The organism is Vibrio sp. Y10_XG_PY6 (assembly GCF_024181795.1).
In the GTDB taxonomy this organism is placed as follows: domain Bacteria; phylum Pseudomonadota; class Gammaproteobacteria; order Enterobacterales; family Vibrionaceae; genus Vibrio; species Vibrio diabolicus.
The window spans coordinates 815,785-837,314 of the sequence record NZ_JAMZAQ010000001.1 but is presented as its reverse complement, the minus strand read 5'-3'; the positions used below and the strand labels follow the sequence as shown (position 1 = coordinate 837,314).

Genomic DNA, 21,530 nt, shown 5'->3' with positions numbered 1-21,530 from the left:
TCCTTACACCAAGTGCTCTGGTGATAATTCAGTAATTAATTTAATGCTAGATACCATTTGATCGAGCTGGAAGTGCGGTCGCAAATGGATAACAGAGTAATAGTGTCCTGGAGTTTCTCTTTTCTCTCGAACCGTAATTTTCGCTTCATTTAAGGGGTACTTCGCCCTAAGTTCATCAGATGCTTCATCCGACGCGGTAGTGTACTGATGCAACCATCGTTGAAAGTCCCGCTCTAGGCTTTCTGCATCTTGATACCCACCAATCTTGTCACGCCCCATAACCTTGAGATAATGTGCGACTCGCGACACACACAACGTGTATTGCAACATCGACGTGAGCTTTGCATTCGTTGAAATGTGTTTTTCTGCATATTGCTTAGGCTTGTAGAGAGATACATTCGAGGTCATCCCTACCATATCGGTTTCAGGTACAGGAGAAATAGAAATGAAACCGCATTCAGACAACTCTTGTTCTTTTCTCTCAGAGATCTTTAAGTTTAAAGGACATCTTTCACGGTCATTCTTGCCATTAACACGCATTTTGTTCCTAGTAGGAGCGACGATAATACCCTGACTATAATCCCCTTGCTTAATGCCTCGCATGTGCGTAAACCACCCATGCTCCTGAAACGCTCTAATTGATACGGCCGCAAAACAATACGCGCTACTCCCCCATAGCAAATCGCGATTAGAGTCGTAGACATGCTCTTGAAAGTCGAACTGATCGTTGCGCGAACCATCACTTTTATATGGCTGACGGAATAAAACATTCGGCGCAGTCAGGCCAATAAATTTGGTATCATCGTTGTCTCTCAAACTGCGCCATTTTGCGTAATCTGCCTGTTCAAATTGGGCCGCAATATCTCTTATCGCAGAGAGCTGTGAAAAACTGTCAACACCAAACATCTCCGGCGATGCTGACATAATGAACGGGCTGAATGCTGCCGCTGCAGACTGAGAGATCTTGCTGAGCACAGACAGATCTCTATCAAAATAATTTTTACTCGCATCACAACGAAGTTGATAATCGCCAACTACCACGCCAAAGGGTTCTCCCCCGGCCATGCCATATTCATTTTGATAGAGCAGCTTAAATAGTGCTGATTGGTCAAACTCGATGGCTTTTAGTGCATCTTTACTGACTTCATTCCATGTTGCCGCCAACACCTTGACTTTGACGGAGTCTGATGAGCGAGTGTCGACCTGTTCGCATAAATACCTCACGCCGATCCAACCTCTTTCGAGTTGTTGAAACTCAGGATGATGTATTATTTCGTTTAATTGAGATTCTAATAGCTCATCAATTCGGTTTATCGTGTTCATCACACTATGACGAAAACTGTCCAAATCTCTTGAACGCGTACCTTCTAGCCAAATTCGAGCTGCCTCTACAAGATCAGAAGATTCATTGAATCGAGTCAACCACGGGCTATCAAGCTCAGCATGGCCTCCTGTGCTGAATTCATGCTTTAGCTTACTGGGATCGCGAAAGTTAAGTGACACTGCTATTTCCATCTAGAACATAACGATTTGGTATGGCTGGCCTTACGACCAGCCAATTCATTTCTTATCCACCCGACTGAGGGATCTTTGCAACAAGTCGCAAAGATGTCGTCAATTCTTCCATTTGCAGCCAAGGCTTAAGCCATGCTACAGCATTGTAAGAACCTGGTGCGCCAGGGATTTCCTTAACCTGGACACGAGCATCTGCTAGAGGGTATTTCGCTCGGATCTCTTGACCACCACCCTCTGAAGCATTTACATAGCCTAGAATCCAGCGGTTCAACCAAGACTCAACGTCTTCTGCTTCCATAAAGCTACCGATTTTATCTCGAGCCATTACCTTCAAATAATGCGCAAAACGAGATGTCGCCATCATGTAAGGTAGACGTGCTGAAATCGCCGCATTAGCCGTTGCTTCTGGAGATTCGTGGTTCGCCGGTTTTTGACAGGTTTGCGCACCAAAGAAAACCGCATAGTTGGTGTTTTTGTAGTGACAAAGCGGTAAGAAACCAAGTTTACCCAGCTCTGCCTCACGTCGGTCGGTAATACCAATCTCTGTTGGACACTTCATATCAGGATCGCCATCATCACTCATGAAGAAATGTGTTGGCAAATTATCCACTCGACCACCACCTTCTGCACCACGGATAGCTGTACAGAATCCATATTTTGAGAAGGCGTCTGTTAACTTAACACCAAGAACATACGAAGAGTTCATCCAACAGTAGTCATTATGCTCAGCATTGACAGCAATACCTGACACTGGGTCTACTTCGAACTCTTCAAATCCAAATTCCTCAACTGGAGCAGTGGCTTGTCCGTATGGCAAACGAGCCAGAACTTTCGGCATAGTCAGGCTAACAAAACGTGAATCAGCACTCTCACGGAACGAACGCCATTGAGCGTATTCTAACGACTCAAAGACCTTGTCTAGATCGCGTGGTTTTGACAGTTCAGTCCACTCATCAAAACCAAATAGTGCTGGTGAGGCCGCGGACAAGAATGGGGAGAAGCCTGAAGCGGCTACATTTGACATTAGGCGCAGCGACTCAATATCCTCTGGGTGGTTGGTAAACTCATAGTCACCAATTAATGCACCATAAGGTTCACCACCTGCACTGCCAAACTCAGACTCGTAAACTTTCTTAAAGATCTGGCTTTGGTCAAATTCAACCGCTTTACTCAAGTCTTTATGTAACTCTTTCTTGGTCATACTCATCATGCGAATTTTCAGAGTAGAGCTCGTCTCTGAGTTCATCACTAGATAATTTAAACCACGCCAAGAACCTTCAAGTTTCTGTAATTCAGGATGATGCATTACTTCAGACAACTGATCAGAAATCTGTTTATCAAGTAAATTAATCGCTTCACGAAAAGTTACCGTTAGGTTTTTGTTCCAAGTAACCGTCCCTTTCATCGCTTCTTCAGTGAGCGTTTTAATTAGCTCTTCAGCACGAGAGGCTTCTGTCTGCTTAGTTGCACCAATAGCTTGATCTAAAAATGAAGTTGTTTGTTCATTAACAGTTGGATCTAACTGCTTTTCAGCTTCAGTCGTCATTATTCCGCTCCTTCAGTACTGTCTGACTTCGCTTGCTTGCCAAGATCTAACTCGCCCGCAAGTTTTGCCAGATTGTCTGTGTTGTTCAAAACATCCTCTAAGATGTTTTCAAGCTCTTCAGAACGGTCAACTTTTGTCATCAAATCACGCAGTTTATTACGCGTTTCCATCAGTTGGCGCAGTGGATCAACTTGATTTACGATCGCAGCGGGCTCAAAGTCTTGCATTGATTTAAAGTTCAAATCCACCTCAAACTGTGAATCGTCGTTCGCAAGCTTGTTCGCAACTTTGAACTTAACCGATGGGTTCATCTTTTTGAGCACATCATCGAAGTTGTCTCGATCGATCTGAATAAAACGGCGGTCTTTCAAAGGCTTCAACGCTTCAGTGTTTTGACCAGCGAAGTCACCCATTACACCTACAACAAAAGGTAGCTCTTTCTTAAGAGTTGTACCTTCAGTTTCAACATCATAGGTAATGTGGACACGAGGCTTCCGTACTCGTGACAGTTTCGAGTGGATACTCGTCATACCATTCTCCCTTTATTAATTTTCATTTTGTTCTGCTATGCCAACCAAACGGAAGTAGCTTTTCTTTGCATCTCCGTCGGAGATAAGTTCCGCCAGTAACTCCGGCAGAGGCATTCCACACCAACGAATGATCTGTTCGATGGAGTAAGAAACTGGTGAGTGAGGCTCACTCTCTCTGAAGAAATCAGCCACTTGCTGCAATTGTCTAATCGCCTGCTCTCGTGATTTCATGTTTGTCGCTAATAGTGCATCAGAACTTTGTGAACTCACTTGTTGTTCCGAAGAAGAAGATTCATCCACCTCCTCCAGTTCTTCAAACACAGCTTGTGGTTGATTAAAACGCTCTCCAAGGAGATGCTTTAATGCCGAGTGTATTGATTCAAGCCTTTTTGATATATAAGAGCTAGGAGTGACATCACCTACCGCTTCATCTAATCGCTGACTGAACTCATTAAATGACTCTGTGGCGAACTCCAGATCAGCGATTAGCTCACGATAAAAGGCATCAGAGGTAGATTTAACTGTAGTTGTAATATCAGACAGCTCTGTAGCGCCAAGATCGACTCGATTTCGGCGCTTATCTTCATCTAAACGCTCCAGCTCAATAGCTTGCTGATATTCCCAGTAGGCATACGCTTGCTCAACGCCTATGTCAGTAAGCGGGATACAAGCAATAGGGAAAATAAGTGTTCCTTCGCTATCGATACCATTGAGGCCAGTAATCGCCGATATTCTTGTTTCAATGCCATCCTCATCAGGCATTGGATAGAGATCATCCCAAAATTTCTCGATGAACTCAGTAGCGAGTTTGTACCCAACGCCCATACCGCGAAAACCATACAATCGAGTTAGAGCCTCTATAAGCCAAGCAACAAACTCTAAATCTTTAGATTGATTCGTAAGTATCTCTGGTACTTCTTCTATAAATACCCGCCATAAGTTACTGTGGGTATAAATACTTTCTTCTTCTATAAGTGCATTGCGCTCTGCATTTCGCGCAGCCATACGCTGATCTTTTAATCGGTAATAAGCAGACTGTGGCGATACATCTTCTCTAGGGTCAACACCTGTAGGATTCTCTTGAGATATAGGAGTCAACGCTTGTTCATACCAATCGAACATCTCACTATTCATAAGACCTCCCTCTAAGAAAAACGGGGATCGTCGCGTCTTCTCTCGTTACTGCTTCAAATTCCGTCTGCGCTTGGCGAACTTTGACTAACGCACAAGTAACGTTATCACTTGCACCCCTCACTAACGCCGAATGCATGAGTGCTAATCCTGCTTGATTTACTGAGTCCGCATACAATGTCCGGTGAATTTCATCACTCGTTAATTCTTTAGAAAGCCCATCACTACACAGAAGAAATTGATCTCCATCAGCCAACTGTCCTGAAACTTGATCAATAGTGATACTCTCATCTACCCCAACAGCTCTGGTAATAACATTTGCGAGAGGATGTGACTCAGCATCTTCAAATGCCAATAACCCTTGATCGACTAAATCCATAACTTGACTATGATCGCGTGTTTTTTGAGAAAAATGACCATTTCTAAGCTGGTAAATTCGGCTATCACCGACCCAAAGACAGTGGTAATACCCGTCCTGGATAAACAACAAAACGAGAGTTGTTCCCATCGTTTTACCGTCTAAGTGATTTTGTGCGTATTGATAAATTTCTAAATTCGCGGCTTGAACCACACTCCGGATATCATCGATATTGGTATTTGGGACATCCTGCATATGGCGCGCGATTCTATCCACTAGCATCTGGCTTGCTATGTCGCCAGCACTATGCCCACCCATTCCATCGGCTACAACCCAAATATGCTGCTCTGTCATATCTAAAAGAGCATCCTCGTTATAAGGGCGTACTTTTCCTGCGTGCGATTTAGCAAAGGTAAAATAGTTCCAATTCATTCTTCTATCCTACCAATTCCACTTTTTCCAACCGCCATCAAGCATGGCAGAAAATTGACCAATAGAAGGGAAACCGCTGGTCATAAACATACATGGTTCAACTAGAGTCGAGCCTTCAGTCCACCAAAAGCATGGCTTACTCAATTTTTCTTTAATAAGGTAATTCAAAAGTGCGCTTTGATCTGCTCCACCTTGATCATGAAAAATCGTAGATATTTGGCTTTGATAAAGAAACTTAAGAGGCCGCACTTCACTTTTTACATTCGCCACTAAATCGTTTTTTTCTTCCATGCTCTTATGCCAAACATCAAATACAAAGTCGTCCTCAAGTACTGCTAGGGCAAGAGATGCACTGTCCTCGGTCCAAGCTTTGTCCCCCCAATATTGCGCTGCTTCACCTTTTACGGCACGAGCTATAGTAAAGAAAAAGTATCTACCGCATGCATCTACACTAGGAATCATGCTACCAATGTATGTCGAGTCTTCTAAGTAACTAACATCCAGAGCAAAGTGCCACACAGGCGCGGTTAAAAAGTGCTCATTCCAACTTTCACCCAATTGTTCTCTGCTGACTGCAATAACAGCCTGCTGCCAGTCATGCCAGCGCTCTGAAAAATCTTGTGATAAGCCATCTTTCACAAAGTCTCCTTTTGCAGGCATTTTACCGATATAACCCCAGGCTGATGTTACAAGGTTCGTGGACATCTGAACCTCTCCATTTCATTTGACCAAAACGGATTAATAGCACTAGACGGAATAAGCTCTAGTTGCACCTTATTTCCCTTTAAATCAATCATAACTATGTTGTCTTTACGTGATTCTGGTCTTGCTTTAAGTGATTGATCTAAAAGCTTGAATATGCCCCACTCACCTTCATAGGTATGCGCAATTTCGCGTTTAGATTCTGGTGGTGTGAACACTATTCGAGTCTGGTCTTGACCCGCAGGCCAGCTCAAGGATTTAGCTCGTGCTGGTCCATGCTTATAAACCAAATCTTGCTTACCTAGCTCTAGAACAAACCGAGTAATGTGCTGATCCAGATACACTGGTTTCATACCGAACTCTACGCGCAATGAATTATCAGATTCAAAGAAAGACTGCCTGATACGCTTCGCTCTTTGAAAGACCATCAGCGTTTCTGGACGAACTCCAATTTCCTTTTCTAATCGCCAACGACTTTTCGACGTATCGACAAACGGTTCAAGATACTCTTGGAAGAATGAGTCAAGCGTACCTCCATAACCAAAGAAACGTTTGAAGTCCTTCAGCCTTACTTCTCTGCTCGCATTTGGCTCGAATGGGTATCTACCCGCAATAGTCCGCTGATAAGGGCGCACCACTTGCGTAACCCAAAGCTGATTTAGATGATCTTTCGACCCGCTCTCCGCAAACTTAACTGACTCTTGAGAAAGTTCACCTAGCCATTGATTAAATGGCCTAGGCAAAAGTTCTTTAGCGCGAGCAAAGGAAGCAGCCACATCTTGTGTAACGGTCCCATCTAAAATACTTTTGTAAGCAATTTTCTGATTATTACCTGAGCTTGATAAATCGCTTAAGTACGAGCGCAAGTTAACCATAGCTTGTTGAATATCATCAAAGTCTTGTTCGCCGAGACGTAATATCTCCGAAAAATGAGATTCGACTTCTTTACCTGGCAGTGCAACATTGAAACCATTTTCTTCAGGCAAGTACATGTCTAGTCTATCTGCCGTATTCGAAAATTTAACTTTGGCAACCTTACCAGCGACTTCAGAAGCGGCCTTCTGATTTTCTGATAATGATACTTTCGACAAACCAACTTCTTTTTGGATTGCCCTCAACAACGATTCGATTGGCCTTTCAACTCCAGATAGAACTCTAGCTTGTTCTGTTGCAAGCTCTAGGCTCGGAGCCTGCTTAAGTTGAATATCTTCGATCAGAGTTTTCCATTCATTCACATAATCTTGATAGTATCGAGATTGGACTCCTTGAATAGCGCTATCTTGATCAATTTCATGAGCCTTAAGATCGTCACCATAAACCCAGTTCTCTTCCATTAGACTTTTTACTGTACGGTTAATCTGAATCTGAAAAATGCTATGAAAGCCATTGTACGTATAAAAGCCCGAAATGCCTTGTGATAACGGCTTTCCACTCGCTCGTTCAAACTGCTCAAGCCCTTTAGGCCCCAAGACATCAGTCAAACGAAATGAAGGAACATGACTCTTCGAAAATTGTATCTTCATTCGCTGATAAGCACGTTCTGGTAGAGACATTTGTGTCAAAACCTCGCGAGCATTAGTCACGGCAGCAGTATTATAAGAAAAGCCTTGTCCATTATTCTCTAATAAATTTTGAGTGTGCTGTAACAGACCTTTTCTTAAGTCTATATTTAGTTCACCCGGATATTGACGTTCAAAATAGAAGTTAAACCAAGCCAACACTTCATCTTGTTGGTATTTGTCTGGATTAAATAACATCAAATAAGTTTTCAACGTTTCATACAAATACTCTCGATGCTGTTGATTACTTTCCATTTCCGTCACCAAGCTATCAAGAAGCAAGGGAGCGTAATATTGGGTCAACGCATCAGAATATGCATTGTTTGCCGCCTGTGAGACTTTATCTCCTTGATAGAGACCAAACCTTTTTACGGAATCAGCATCGCCGTAGTTGCTTTGCTTTCCTAGAGGAAGCGTCATCAATCGGTCTAATGTCTCTACGGCTGAGATAATATCCGCCTCAAAATCTAGGCTCTCAGCACCAATCATTGCTTCAATATGGCCGGCTTGCTCATTGGTATCGACAATCAACTGAGAATTCCACTTGTAGCTCATAAGCCAAAGTGCAGACGCACCTAGCAGTAGAGAAGCACAGCCAATGTAAACACCTCGGCGCATCCACCCTGACTGCTTTTGATAGTGACGATTAACCGTTCCTAACAGTTGTTCCTTGAAAATAACCTTATCAAACAAGTTCTTCACGAAATAACTATGAGATCCTGTTGGGCTTTTTGCTAGAGCGAGGCGATTTAGTCCAAGTCCATTGGTCGATTCATTCATTAACTTATCGACTGGTAAGCCTTCTTGGACCGAGCTCAACATAAACACACCACGAATCAAGGCTGGCTCTTCAAAACTATTTTGTGCAAATATTTCCGCTAAAAATTCATCAAGGTTAGCTTGCAATACCCTTAGCTGTTTAGGAAATTCAAAAATAAGTGCTCGCTTCTCTAAATCATCTTCAGTTTCAAGGATTCTCAGCATTCGCGCATCAAGGCGCTCCAACATGCCATGAAATTCTTTATTGAATAAAGAAATAACCCCTCTTTCATCAGCCACTTCACGCGGAAACATGAAACCGAACAATTCCTCACGCTCTTCCTTACTTAGATCAGAGAAGAACTCATTGAAACCCGCAACTAAATCCATTTTGGTCAGTAGTACGTAAATAGGAAATTGCATCCCTAACTGATTCTTCAGTTCTTGAAGGCGCGACTTGATAGCTCGGGCATGAAGGCTTCGCTCGGTTCTTGTCTGCGACATCACACTGGCTAAACTGATCGTGACAATTGCACCATTAATTGGCCTTTGCGTTCTATATTTTTTCAACAACCCTAAGAAGCCGTGCCATGCTTTAGAGTCGACCTTTTCTTGACTGTCTTGTGTCGTGTATCGACCGGCCGTATCAATCAGCACTGCTTTATTTGCAAACCACCAATCACAATGACGAGTTCCACCGACACCAGCAATAGAGTCAGAACCAAGGCTATCCGCTAACGGAAACTCCAGCCCTGACTGCTTTAACACTGTTGTTTTTCCTGTCCCTGGAGGGCCGATCAACACATACCAAGGCAAGTCATATAAGCTTCGCTTTCCTTTATGTGTTTTCGTTACTACTTTGACAGCTTGCTCAATACGCTCGCGCACTAAGTCAATTTCACTCGCCGCTTCTTTATCTGACTGACTATCAACCTCAAGTAACGTTTGAATACTTTCGTCTTCTTTAACTTTTTGCTTGTGCTGCTTAGTCACGTTGAATAAAGCCCACACAAACACCAGCACCAAAATCGTGACGAGTCGTTGGAAGTCGCTCTTTAGCGGCTCATATCCCGCTATCGTGATAAGTGGACCAACAACCCAAATAAAAATTGAACAAGCAGCGACACCGATAAGACCGAGAAACCACCTTTGAGTAAATATTCTGCCAATTTCTTTAATACGCATCTCTATCTACCTGTTATTAATTCGCGACAAGGAGGTCGATTTCAATTCGACGGTTAATAGCTCGGTTTTCGTCACTATTGTTTTCAACCAATGGTCTTGCATCACCCAGCCCTTCTGGTATGACTCGACCTTCTAGTGTGCTATTCGAGATAAGTTGTTCAGACATAGCAGTAGCTCGAGCTAATGATAGATGCCAGTTCGAAGGATATTTACTGGTGAAAATTGGCCTATCATCGGTATGACCTGTTACAATGATCTTGCCTTGGGTCGACTCCAACGTTCTAGCGAGTTTAGAAATTACGGGTTGGATATACGCAACAACATCAGCACTACCTGATTCAAATAGATCTTGCGATTTTAACGAAATTCTTACCCTGTCTTGCAACGGCTCGACGTTAATTAGCCCCTTCCCGATCTCGGTTGCCAGATACATAGAGATCCTTTCTGAAATTGGCGCTGATTTTGATTCTGACGTTGTATCTTGGTTAAGCTGTTGCGGTTGAACCAAATTGACTAATTGAGAAAAGGTGCGGTTGGAAGCCTTGTTTAGCTCATAGCTAAAATACATAAATATACAAACCAATAATGCAGCCGTTACGGAGCACACAACCCAGAGAGGAACTCTGTCGGAAGCCTTAGAGCCATTCAAAATGTGTTGTTCGATACTATTGCTTAGCTCTTGAGGTATCCCTCTTCCGTAAGACTTAAGAATAGCGATAATCTGCCTTCTCAGTTTTCGGTGAGACTCCAGTCCGTTTTTTTCCAAACGATATTGGCCGAGAAATCCAAGCGATAGGCACACGTACATCAATTCAAGCAAATCTAAATTTGTATCTGGTTGCGCCATGCACTTATCAAGGTACTTAAAGAACGCTTCCCCACCCTGGCTGCTGGCATAGAAAGAACTAAGCAATGAGTCATGGCTCCAAAATGAATGCCCCCCCCAATTAGTATTGAGCACCGCTTCATCTAACGAGCAACACAAACAGTAACGAGCCGTATCAATAGTGTCCAAATCAACGTCGTGGTGACGTAGTCGGTTCTCATAATCTCTAAGTTTTTGTGCCAACGTCTCTTTTAGAAACAACGGGTCAGAATGAGTCGCTGTCGCTCGAATTTGACCAATAATGGATAAAAGACCATTCGCTTCTGCCAATAAAGGGTTGTTCCCATAAGCGACCACTGAATCGTTATTCACCAATTCAGGACTTTTTGAGATAACTACCGTATTATCTGCTGACTTTTCTGATTGTGGTTTCGGTGCGGGCGCTCTTCCACCCGGTGTTGGTTTTACGATCGTTTGTTCCATACTGAGCACACCTATTGACTAATACTCCACAGCTCAAGGTCAGCATTCGGAAAATGCCCCGATAAATGCAGCGCAATACCACCACTGTCTTTCAGCCTCATCCAAAACGGGCCTTTCTTGACTACTTCGAAGTAGACATAACCCGTTTGGTAAGGGATCTGCCTCGGTACTACACTCAATGGCGCTACGTTTATGCCATTAATCTGATTGTTGATCAGATCACGAATCTGCTCCGCTGGTCCAAACTTGAGCTGCGCCGGGACTAAACGTCTGATTTCATCTGTTGTCGTATCAGCTTTGACTGCAAGCACAAACTGGCATGATTCAAGTAAACGCTTATCTGGAAGTGGCGTCACTTGAATTCCATATTGTCGTGGCTCCAAAGGAAGTTTGCTTGCTGTTTGATCAAGGACAACGCTCAGATATTGACTCAGAACTTGATTCAATTCGCTATAAACACTTGATACATCTAAGTGATCGTATGCAAGTAAGCTTGGCATCCTCTTGGTTTTGTCAGAAAACGTAGCTAATTCACCAATATAACCTTTCAGGGTCGTCGCTAATTCCAATGGATGTAGCCTGTCTAGGTCACTAAAGTGCTTTAACATCGCCTCATACCTGTTCAACATTTGTAGCATGATGAAATCAACAGCAGATGCAGATGCGGCTTTGCCCTTAATCAATCGCTGCGCAATAACGTCGGCACGCATCTTTGTCATCGCAATAACGTTACGCAAGTAAGCCGACATAACTTTGTCGCTAAGTAAATTGATAAGCGGTGGAACATACGAATCGTCTAGTATTACTTCGCCTTCTGCCGTTACCTCTTTTATTTTCAAAATCGGTAACTCAACATAACCCGCTAATTTGTCATTGCTGGCTTTCAGTTCCAGGTTTAGGGCTGCGACTTGAATCGTTTCTTCATCCTGCCCAGTGAGATTATCTATAACGTCAACGTCTTTAAGTACATAACGAGAAACGATCGCCTCACTTACATCAGAAACATTTTTACCTTTGACATTTGAAAGGGGAAGAGTGATTTTTACTAACGTATTTTCTACGTCTTTATCAATAAATAAAGGCACAACCGAATCGCTGGCTGTTAAGGTATTAACCAGAGTCATATCTGGCAAAACTGCCTCAAAGTGATCTAATTCAATCAGACCATCTTTTAATGCATGTTCTTTTACTCGACATTTCCAAACCCCCCAATTATAAGCCCCACCAAACTGATGTAAGCCTTTGAATTCTTGAGAGGTTGCGCGTTCATGTTGTTGAAAGTGCTGGGGACGTAAAAACATCCCTTCGCACCAAGCCGTCTTGGAGTATTGCGTCATTTATAATTAGCCAACTAAACGTTATTTTACGACCAAAGACAGATCTTCTAACAGAATTTGATAGGTGTTGTAACCGGTCTTATCCACTTCAATGACTTGTCGCCAATTTGAATTTTCAATATCTCGAAACGCTGCGACAATGCCTAAGTATTCAGTCTTTGGAGACATACTTGCCTGATATGTTTCTTTCTGACCTGGAGTTAATGATATTTCATATTTATTCACTAAATCAGGGCCTAAGACTTTTTCACTTTCTTCATAAATTGAAAAAAAATCCTGACTTTCAAAAAGGGTATTTGATGTTAATTCAAAAACATACACGACTACAGGGGATGGCCTACCATTGGAGTCAGGGTTAATATTGTGATTTGCTGTTATTTCTAAATCTGAATATGGGTCAACAACTAAATTGGCTGCTGAGCATCCAAATAAAACCATTGAAATTAATAACAAAATGTACTGATAAACTCTTTTCATCACCCTATTTCCTAGCTTTTATTTTTTAATGCTAACTCATAGTGTTTAGCGAAATCTTCTAAATAAAATGGAGATTCTTTATTGATAATGTCATCGGATAGCTTTTCATGAATATCCTCAAACCGCTTCCAACTTTGAGCATATTTTCTTGCTGGAATAACCTTATTAATAACCGTGTCTTTAGCTAAAGCTTCTGAGTATATCGACGTAGGCTCAACAAGCGACATAACACTTGAAACCGTACCCTCAACACCTTTCATTAACGCTTGTTCATGATTTTCTATATCACTAAACGCTTCTTTAATGGCTGCACTTGGTTTTAGGAAACTTGCAGTTTGACGGTTATATAAGTTATGAATTGCATCTTCTAAATTCGCAGAGAACTTCAGAGGATTATTTTCTGACTTCCGAAACGCAGTATGACTAAGTCGATTTGTTTGTTTAAATACCGCTCGATTGTGCAGCGTTTCCATTAAACCAACTAACATCAAAGAAAATGATTCCCCCAGTTGTTCAAACCATTGCTCTCTGTTATCGCTGGGAATCATCGTTGGATCAATACCCGCTCCTTTAATGAACGCCGCAAGCTCGCTCCCTTTACTATCAAATTTGGGAGTTGATTGACGTTCTAGCTGTCGTGGGGTTTCCGGTACAGGTGTAGGATCTACACTCTGTTTTTCTGGTTTGGGGATATCAATAAAATCATCGACTAAGCCAATATCTAGTTGAAAGTCCGAAGGAACACTCTCATTCAAAAGCTCACTGGCACTAAGGCCGAGGTCTACAAACTCTGCTTCAGATGAACTCGAGAATGCTTCAGGTTCTGAACTGGAACGAAAGTTACTTTCCTGATTATTGAATGCCTCAGTGCTAGTTTGAATACTTACTGAAATTTGGTAATCCCCTAAACTAACCGTATCGTCGTCACTTAGTGCAATCTCATTTCCTTGGCCCACAGGTGTCACAGCGTTATTAACAAACGTGCCATTAGTTGATAAGTCTTTTATCAAGTATTTATCACCAAACTTGATGAGCTCTCCGTGAGTTCCGGATACTACTCTTTCAGGGTCTGGCAGTGTCCAATCACATTGTTCAGACCGACCAAATGTAACTTTGGCATGCTCATCACTTGATTCAAACACAAACTCACTCTCAATCTCTGGAGTAAATTTGTGAAAACTTGTTATGGTTAAAACCAACTTCATGTAAACCTCGCCAAAGACCTGCTAAATATTATTTTTAATTTTATTATTAGTCACTTTCTTATTAACAGTAAGATTAATAAAAACCTTAAATCTGCCATTGAAAATCATGCACGGAATAATGAATCATTTTTTTATCAAAGCAATCACGTATTGTTCAACAATTTTAATTATCCAACCAAGTTCAAATTTTTGACACTTAGACTTTCATCAATAAAAAAACGAATGTTAGTTTGGCCGAGAAATTCTAACATAATGACTTTTCATTGAGCAGAAAGGTATATATTCCCCCATCATTTATACGGAGTTCTTGTGATGGAAGACAGCAATAAAAACAATTCTATAAATAATAAAGATAGCGGAGACAAAACTAAAATTGTAAAGACTCAAAAACGAGACAATGCAATTCAATCAAATAAAGTTGCTAGCAATGAAGGCTCCGTTCAAAATAAAAATGAAACAAATACAAAACTGTCTCAAAAAGAAAACACTCCGTTAGTTAATAAGAAAATAAACAATAAAAATAACACATCAAATAATGACAAAGATGTTATTAATGAAAATTTAATAGGCACAACTGTCAAAAATCGATATGAAATCGAGTCGGTTCTTGGCCATGGCGGACTTTGTGATGTTTATTTGGCAAAAGATAAGATATTAGAATCTTCAGGTTCAGAAACCCCTTACGTAGCATTAAAAATTTTACAAAAAGAGTTTGCATCTCAGCCAGAGACTGCACGCATGTTGATACGTGAAGCTCAGCAAACACAAAGATTAAGTCACCCTAATATTATTAGGGTTTTTGATTTTGGTGTCGATGGCGAAATATATTTCTTAGTGATGGAATATATTAATGGGGAAACATTAGAGAATTTAATACAACGATCTAGGCCGCATGGGCTGAAGTTTAATGCAACTTTATCGATTCTAAATCAGGTACTTGACGCCCTGTCTTACGCCCATTCACTTGGTGTCGTGCATGCCGATTTAAAGCCCGCTAACGTCATTTTAACGTCTGAAGGTAATGTTAAATTACTCGACTTTGGTGTATCTAAAACTCATCAATTAAAGCAAGATCAATACGCAGCTAAACGTAAATCCGAAAATGTGGAGACTCTTGGTTATACTCCAAACTACGCATCGCTCAACTTGTTGTCGGGTAAAGAGCCAAACTTAAGCGACGATATGTTTGCGCTATTTTGTATAGCTTACGAGTTATTGAGTTGCAAGCATCCTTATTCAAGAACTCCTGTTAATGAAGCTCTCAAAAAGAAAGTGAAGGTCTCGAAACCTGCTAATATGCCAGCATCTAAGTGGCCTATCTTTGCACGCGTGTTTTCAACTGGCCTCATCCCTAAAGACCTTACCCCAGAGCAGTTAAAACAAAAGTTGAACATGCGATATTGGCCTATCGTTGGCGGTGTAGCTGCAAGCGTACTATTGGTTACCGGAATCGTATTTGGCTATCAACAACAACAAGAAACCATCTCTGATTTAGAAATAGCTATTAACAAGCAAAATGATCAGATTAATGGGCAGGAATGGTTGCTTGATACACCGCCAGAAAAAAGCTTGTCACTGATTAATAGTGAGAAAAACTTACACCCGGTGATTAAAGCTGGCTTACTACGACAGCACAAGAGCTACCTTCTAAGTGAGTTTGAATCTGAGATTGATCAGGTTCTGAATTCTGATGCTAACAGCTATCCAAATTATGATGAAATCGAGTCTGTACTAAACAAAGCAAAAGCCTACTACCCTGACTCACATAAAATTGAAGTTCTGGCGTTAGATATTCAATCAAGCAAGCACTCAACATTGCTTTCGATAGCCAGACAAATCAATAGCCAACTGGAAAAGTCTCGATACAGTAAAGAAGAAGACAGTAAGTCCATCTATGAACTGAAAGATGAGTTAAATCAAATTCATCAGGATTACCCATTTACACCAAGCTCATTATCTAGCGATGTTTTTGGTAAACACCTAACTGAAGCACTCAAAAATAAAGATGCTGCAGCACTTGTTGCGCTAATTAAGGTTGGGAATACTTTCTTCTCAAACGTTGAAGAGCATCAAAACAACTTAAAAATAAGCAACGCGATGAAAGATGCAGTTCTCGAAATGAAACTGTATGAGACCGCGCTAGACTCTAAGGATCCTCTACCATTTCCGGACGAGGCTGCTCGAATTTTGTTCCAAGAGGAATTTGAAAACTTCTATTACCGCCTAGAAAAGGCAAGAACAACAACTCACCTCGATAACTTAGTGAAAGATGTTGATCAGTTTTCGAAGAACTTTCCTATCGGTTTTCAAGATATTAACGATTTGAGATTCAAAACTGCAGATAAATACCTGCGCTTCTCCGACATACTACTCAATAAGAGAAGGACCACAAGCGCAAGACGTGCAATGAAGAAGGCGAACGAGTTAATGAGGCAGGTAGAACAGGACTCCAAGCAAAGCTAATTGTACAAAAGGGGCGCAAGGCCCCTTTTTTGCGTCAAGCTACTTGCCATTATGCAACTAGGTTGCTAGCTTGTATTTGTACTCAATTAGGAGAGTTAACCTTGACTGAAGGAATAGTCAAAGTTGGCGAGCACTTGGCTTACTTGTTTGATGATTACTTTAAACTAGGTAGACAAGACTGTTCCCAACCCAGCATTTTATTTGGAACCCACTATCACGTAACTTGTGTTGCCACGACACGAGTGCAAAATGCTTTGCACAAAAGATTAGATCATAGACACTTGTATATAAGTCAAAGTGTACCGAACAATAACTTTGTTTTTATGAGTCTAGCTCAAGTGATAAGCACACTGTTCAGCGCTCAACTCCCCCCACTTCAACCTTCCTATCCGATACATTTTTCTACCTCGCGGTTAGTCAGAGGTAAACATGATTAATTTTGATGTTCTCAATAAATACATGGAGAACGACGTAGATCTTATCGTCACCGTTTTTTCCACATACTTAGAAGACCACGCCAATGACATACAGCGTATCAATGAGTTGTACGCAAACAAATGTTGGCCGGAACTCTACTTATTGGCTCACAGTCTAAAGGGCATTCTAGAAAGCTTTGGTGAAGAAACCGCTGTCATTGTTTTCACAAAAATAGAAGCAGAAACAAGAAACGATAACGAGCCAGATAGCTCAGATATAGCTATAGTTACTAAAGAGCTAGCTGCCATTAATCAACAAATCTTTGCTTACTTGAAGAATATGCAATAAAACAAATTAAGGCTTAACTGGGGGAAATATGGCAATGAACAATAGCAATTTCAAGGAGCTGATTGAGTCTCTCAAAGACTTAACGCCAACTCAAAAGAGGTACTTGCTTAGTCGTACAAAGATGGCGTTAGATGATGAGAGCAATATGCTAAACATCAGTGATATACTGACACCAGAAGAGTTGGAAGCATTATTGTCACCTGCACCAACCACAAATACAAAATAACAATAACATACAACGTAACCGTCAGATTAACGCTAGGGACCAGGTGGGGTGAATAAATCTTGCTTGGTTGTTAGTTTTTCGCCGTTCCTCTTCACTAAAACAAACGTGTTTTTTCCAATCTCTTTTTCTAACTTGAACTGATCAGATAATTGAGCGACTAACATCAGTCCACGACCTGAAGCAGACCAACTATCATCATCCATTAAGTTAGGAGCCTCAATCTGTTTATTTTTATGTTGGTTGAATGTCATTTCATTGATTGACGCTCCGTAGTCAGAAACCCTAAGTTCAATGAAATCTGACATTGGGTCACATCTAATCCTACACTCCACGTCTATCGGCTTGCCTTCAATTTCACTGTAAGAATGGATGTAAGCATTGTTCATAAGCTCAACAACACAAAGCTCCAACGACTGAGCCGTACTTAACGATACTTGATTATCCATTAAAAACTTAGCAACCTCTTTGCTCGCACTTCGAGAGCGAGTAAGGGATCCACCGTAAGTTCGTTTAAACTCGCTCTGGAACATTCTTTTCCTTTATCCCTAGGCTATCAGCCACGCCACCTTACTTGTAAAAGACTCGCATCATCATCAAACTCATCTTTGTTCTGCCACGATTGTACTTGTTCAAAGACACATCTAGCCTGCACTTCTGCTTCTAATTGCGAAGTACAAACAGCTTTTATACTTGATGCCAACCTTTGTACTGAAAACATCGCCTCGCCTCGCCTCGCTTCTATCAAACCATCCGAATAAAGCCATACTACATCCCCCTCACTCAGAATAATTTGATTATCAACGTACTCCATCGGCTGCAAAGCGCCAATCATAAAGTTGTCTTCACCCGCCAACTCTGTAGTTTCGGTGCTCGCTCGCCAAACAAGGAACTTAGGATGACCAGCAGTACAATAGCGAAGTTGTCCTGATTCTGTATTAAGAATGGCATAAACCATGGTGAAATAAAGCTGACTGTTCCTAGTTTGCTGATACCGTCGGTTTAGCCGATCAATAACGGTTGCTGGTTCACTGATACAGTAGTCGCCATCTCTTAGCTCCATGGTTATCGAATCAGGTCCCAGATTTTGAGATAACGTCTGTTGGATAGAAAAAGCCATCAAAGCAGACGAAACACCATGACCTGAAACATCGAAAACATAAAATGCGACATGTTGTTCATCAAGCTCAAAATACCCCAACATATCACCACCAATCTGGGAGCATGGTTTGTAGACATAGCTAAAATTTACATTCTGAATAGTTGATTCAGCGGGGAGTAGTTGCTCCATCAGATGACTAGCAGACTGTAGGTCTTGGTGGATTGTTTGATAGGCCGCATCTAGCTCTTTATTTCTCTCAACGAGTTTGTTGTGCAGTTCTAAAGTACGAAACCCCGCACGGATTCTGGCCTGAAGCTCCTCTACAGACGTTTTCTTATCCACAAAGTCATCTGCGCCAGCATCGATGCCTTTCACGATCGAGCTTTGGTCATTTCTAGAGGACAATAAAACAAAGAAAATGTAACGTTCGCTAACTTGCGATTTTAATTGCCGACACAGCTCAATACCATTAATGCCAGGCATCATTAAGTCACTAAGTACAAACTGAATATCTTTGCGATAAGTCAGCACTTCAAGTGCGGATTGTCCGTCTTCAACAGCAATAACTTCATAGCCCTGCTTTTCTAATGCACTGCTGATATAAAGTAGTACTGTTTTACTGTCATCGACCAAAAGAATGGATTTCATTCGCCTCCTTAAGACGATAGTCGGGTACGCTAACGCAGAACACTAGTCACTGATTGCTCATTTCTAAAACGACTATAATCTTCAGCTAATAACTGGTGTTGATATCGAGTGTAAGACAGCGCCTCATTGGAGATTAATATCTGATGCTCTTTCTCTATTAACTGACTTTGCAGTTTTTCAATCTGTTCATTCTGCTGTGTGTTATTGAGGTACAGCGCGACGAGACCAAAGACCGAAACCATTAAAAGAGCAATAAGAACATTATTGATAGTTTTAACTTGAATACGCATGACCTCTCCTTGTCTATTAATAGACTTCCCACTATGAAAAGAACGTCTACAGACTAAGAGCGCTAGGCTCTAAAACGCATTGAAGCCCATTGAGGTTGTTTTTCCAATTATAGGCGATAGGAGACAAAATAAGAAAAAAGCTGAAGAATTTGAATATCCTTGTGAATTCGAAAGGCAATAGCAGCGGGCAATGATCTACTCGCTGCTGGTACATCAACTTAGAAATGCAGGCCTAGCTGAAACTTGCTCATACCAACGCGCAATGTTTGGTGCAGTAGTAAGCACATCGATTTCTAGGCCTTTAATTGCAAAACCAATCAAAATAAAGCCTGTAATATCGACGATAGTAAAATGGTCAGCGGCAATGAACTCGCTTTCACCAAGTCGCTTATCTAACAACGGTAAAAACTCTTGCACGCGTTGCTTGGACTCTTCACCCCACTCTTTAACACAACGCTCTCTATCTTCATAGATAGCTGTGATGTTTCTAAATGCTTGAAAAGCAGCATACAGACCTTGAAACTCCACCACGCGATGCCACATTTCCACTTGCGCGCGCTCAAGTTGGTTTGCCCCAAACAGAGCTAAATTATTTTCAAACGCTTCATCCAGATAACGACAAATTGCGACGCTCTCACAAATCGTCGTGCCATCTTCAAGCTCAAGCAATGGCACTTTTCCATTGACGCTTTTTTTCTTGAAATCTTCCGCTAGATTTTCGCCGTCACGCACATTTAAAGCGATGCGTTCAACATCGCCACCAATTTCCTTTAAAAAAATGCTAACTCGCTTACAACTTGGAGTTATCGCGGTTTCGTAGAGCTTCATTTTATATCCTTTCTTCTTTTTCTAACCGATTGGTTAGGATATACTGTAGCCAGTTTATAAACGATCAGTCAAGAACTTCATTTCCCAAAAGTTGTTCAATAAGTTTAGGAATGGTTTGAGAAAAACCGCTCAGGTAGGTACACATATGGCAAGAAAAGCCAACTTCGATCGAGAAGAAAAACTATTAGTCGCTATGGACGTTTTTTGGCGCAAAGGTTTCGCTAATACATCCATTTCTGATCTCACCGACGAGTTGAACATCAACCGCTTCAGTCTTTACAACACCTATGGTGACAAGCAACAGCTTTACTACGAAGCGCTCGATACTTACTTGAAAAAGGTCTCGCTACCGTCATTGAATGATTTGGAAAAAGACAACGCGTCTCTACCAGAGTTAGAATCGTTCCTTAAATCTTTTGCTGAGCTGCAGCGCAAACGCAACTGTGGGTGTTTTATTCAAAATGCATTGATTGAGCATGCAGGTGAAGACGATGACGTACTGCGTAAAGGGCATTTCTTATTTGACCATCTTATCGACATCATTGCGGATGCGCTGACCAATGCGCAAAAAGAAACCTTAGTGCCAAAAACGCTGAAACCAGAAGAGCTCGCTCGTTTTGTTCTCAACAACATGCAAGGTATGCGCGTACTTGGCAAAGCCAAACGTTATGCTGACTTGGATACGGCGCTATCCTGCTTGCTGGTTTTGATTAGGAAGTAACATGTCGATTGAAGTGATAGCGGTACGCCTTACCAAAGGCATGGACTTAAAGCTGAGCCTTGCGAAATTGGTCGAGGAGCACAGCATTAAAGCGGGTTCGATTGCCTCATGCGTTGGTTGTGTCTCTGACCTCAACCTTCGTTTAGCTAGTGCAGAGAGTACGTTAACCAAACAAGAGCCATTTGAAATTGTCTCTGTGATGGGAACCCTAACGCCTGAACATCAACACGTTCATATCTCGGTGTCTGATCGTGAAGGGCGAGTTTGGGGTGGACATTTGCTGGAAGGCACAGTGATTGATACTACCGCAGAATTGATCATCCATTCTTATCCTGAACTTGAGTTCACTAGAGCGATGGACGACTCGACTGGCTATACCGAATTACAAGTGAATCCTTCCAAATAGCAAAAAGCTCCAGAGCCTTACTGTGCTGCCTCTGGAGCT

General features: G+C 41.7%; 20 protein-coding genes. 5 read left to right on the top strand and 15 right to left on the bottom strand.

What is annotated here, in order from left to right:
- Positions 1 to 3: 3 nt before the first annotated feature.
- The 11 genes from tssC (NL644_RS03730) to tagH are packed head-to-tail and all read right to left on the bottom strand — an operon-like array spanning position 4 to position 14,045.
- Positions 4 to 1,515: a type VI secretion system contractile sheath large subunit gene (gene tssC, locus NL644_RS03730; RefSeq protein WP_048625110.1), complete on the bottom strand. Its 1,512-nt coding sequence runs from the start codon at positions 1,513 to 1,515 to the stop codon at positions 4 to 6.
- 52 nt (positions 1,516 to 1,567) lie between these two features.
- The gene (tssC, locus tag NL644_RS03725) at positions 1,568 to 3,061 is read right to left on the bottom strand and encodes a type VI secretion system contractile sheath large subunit (protein WP_005396386.1); all 1,494 of its coding nucleotides are present in this window, start codon (positions 3,059 to 3,061) and stop codon (positions 1,568 to 1,570) included.
- Complete coding sequence (gene tssB / locus NL644_RS03720) at positions 3,061 to 3,591, bottom strand: type VI secretion system contractile sheath small subunit (protein WP_053808353.1); 531 nt, start codon at positions 3,589 to 3,591, stop codon at positions 3,061 to 3,063. Before tssB ends, tssC (NL644_RS03725) begins: the two co-directional genes overlap by 1 nt.
- 15 nt (positions 3,592 to 3,606) lie before the next feature.
- Positions 3,607 to 4,725 carry a type VI secretion system protein TssA gene (gene tssA / locus NL644_RS03715; protein ID WP_114322982.1) on the bottom strand — a complete coding sequence of 373 codons (1,119 nt, stop codon included), beginning with the start codon at positions 4,723 to 4,725 and terminating at the stop codon, positions 3,607 to 3,609.
- On the bottom strand, positions 4,718 to 5,512 hold the full coding sequence (locus NL644_RS03710) for a PP2C family serine/threonine-protein phosphatase (RefSeq protein WP_005398381.1): 795 nt from the start codon (positions 5,510 to 5,512) through the stop codon (positions 4,718 to 4,720). The genes tssA and NL644_RS03710 overlap by 8 nt, the downstream gene beginning before the upstream one ends.
- A 9-nt stretch (positions 5,513 to 5,521) precedes the next feature.
- Positions 5,522 to 6,217 carry a type VI secretion system-associated protein TagF gene (tagF, locus tag NL644_RS03705; RefSeq protein WP_253658007.1) on the bottom strand — a complete coding sequence of 232 codons (696 nt, stop codon included), beginning with the start codon at positions 6,215 to 6,217 and terminating at the stop codon, positions 5,522 to 5,524.
- Entirely contained in the window at positions 6,199 to 9,717 is a 3,519-nt protein-coding gene (tssM, locus tag NL644_RS03700; protein WP_253658006.1) for a type VI secretion system membrane subunit TssM, read from the bottom strand. The genes tagF and tssM overlap by 19 nt, the downstream gene beginning before the upstream one ends.
- Positions 9,718 to 9,733: 16 nt before the next feature.
- Positions 9,734 to 11,026: a type VI secretion system protein TssL, long form gene (tssL, locus tag NL644_RS03695; RefSeq protein WP_181869486.1), complete on the bottom strand. Its 1,293-nt coding sequence runs from the start codon at positions 11,024 to 11,026 to the stop codon at positions 9,734 to 9,736.
- Positions 11,027 to 11,037: 11 nt separating this feature from the next.
- Entirely contained in the window at positions 11,038 to 12,363 is a 1,326-nt protein-coding gene (tssK, locus tag NL644_RS03690; protein WP_085344864.1) for a type VI secretion system baseplate subunit TssK, read from the bottom strand.
- Between the two features lie 21 nt (positions 12,364 to 12,384).
- On the bottom strand, positions 12,385 to 12,840 hold the full coding sequence (tssJ, locus tag NL644_RS03685) for a type VI secretion system lipoprotein TssJ (protein ID WP_005395676.1): 456 nt from the start codon (positions 12,838 to 12,840) through the stop codon (positions 12,385 to 12,387).
- An 11-nt stretch (positions 12,841 to 12,851) separates the two neighbouring features.
- The gene (tagH, locus tag NL644_RS03680) at positions 12,852 to 14,045 is read right to left on the bottom strand and encodes a type VI secretion system-associated FHA domain protein TagH (protein ID WP_012842177.1); all 1,194 of its coding nucleotides are present in this window, start codon (positions 14,043 to 14,045) and stop codon (positions 12,852 to 12,854) included.
- A gap of 312 nt (positions 14,046 to 14,357) precedes the next feature.
- Here tagH and NL644_RS03675 point away from each other — a divergent pair, with 312 nt between their 5' ends.
- From NL644_RS03675 to NL644_RS03665, 3 genes are all read left to right on the top strand, one after another.
- Positions 14,358 to 16,508: a serine/threonine-protein kinase gene (locus NL644_RS03675; RefSeq protein ID WP_253658005.1), complete on the top strand. Its 2,151-nt coding sequence runs from the start codon at positions 14,358 to 14,360 to the stop codon at positions 16,506 to 16,508.
- A 429-nt stretch (positions 16,509 to 16,937) separates the two neighbouring features.
- Entirely contained in the window at positions 16,938 to 17,273 is a 336-nt protein-coding gene (locus tag NL644_RS03670; RefSeq protein WP_005395669.1) for an Hpt domain-containing protein, read from the top strand.
- 34 nt (positions 17,274 to 17,307) lie between these two features.
- Positions 17,308 to 17,499, top strand: coding sequence for a hypothetical protein (locus NL644_RS03665; RefSeq protein WP_012842175.1), 192 nt, complete (start codon positions 17,308 to 17,310; stop codon positions 17,497 to 17,499).
- Between the two features lie 32 nt (positions 17,500 to 17,531).
- Here NL644_RS03665 and NL644_RS03660 read toward each other — a convergent pair whose 3' ends face one another.
- The 4 genes from NL644_RS03660 to NL644_RS03645 form a co-directional block, all read right to left on the bottom strand.
- A complete protein-coding gene (locus NL644_RS03660) occupies positions 17,532 to 18,029 on the bottom strand; it encodes an ATP-binding protein (RefSeq protein ID WP_005395666.1) in 498 nt (165 codons plus the stop codon).
- Positions 18,030 to 18,052: 23 nt separating this feature from the next.
- A complete protein-coding gene (locus NL644_RS03655; protein ID WP_114322976.1) occupies positions 18,053 to 19,246 on the bottom strand; it encodes a PP2C family protein-serine/threonine phosphatase in 1,194 nt (397 codons plus the stop codon).
- 29 nt (positions 19,247 to 19,275) lie between these two features.
- Complete coding sequence (locus tag NL644_RS03650) at positions 19,276 to 19,536, bottom strand: hypothetical protein (RefSeq protein WP_005395662.1); 261 nt, start codon at positions 19,534 to 19,536, stop codon at positions 19,276 to 19,278.
- 213 nt (positions 19,537 to 19,749) lie between these two features.
- Positions 19,750 to 20,364 (bottom strand): glutathione S-transferase, encoded by a 615-nt coding sequence (locus NL644_RS03645; protein ID WP_114322975.1) that lies wholly within the window; start codon positions 20,362 to 20,364, stop codon positions 19,750 to 19,752.
- Between the two features lie 145 nt (positions 20,365 to 20,509).
- Here NL644_RS03645 and NL644_RS03640 point away from each other — a divergent pair, with 145 nt between their 5' ends.
- A complete protein-coding gene (locus NL644_RS03640) occupies positions 20,510 to 21,085 on the top strand; it encodes a TetR/AcrR family transcriptional regulator (RefSeq protein WP_114322974.1) in 576 nt (191 codons plus the stop codon).
- Between the two features lies 1 nt (position 21,086).
- The gene (locus NL644_RS03635; RefSeq protein WP_114322973.1) at positions 21,087 to 21,491 is read left to right on the top strand and encodes a PPC domain-containing DNA-binding protein; all 405 of its coding nucleotides are present in this window, start codon (positions 21,087 to 21,089) and stop codon (positions 21,489 to 21,491) included.
- Positions 21,492 to 21,530 lie beyond the last annotated feature (39 nt).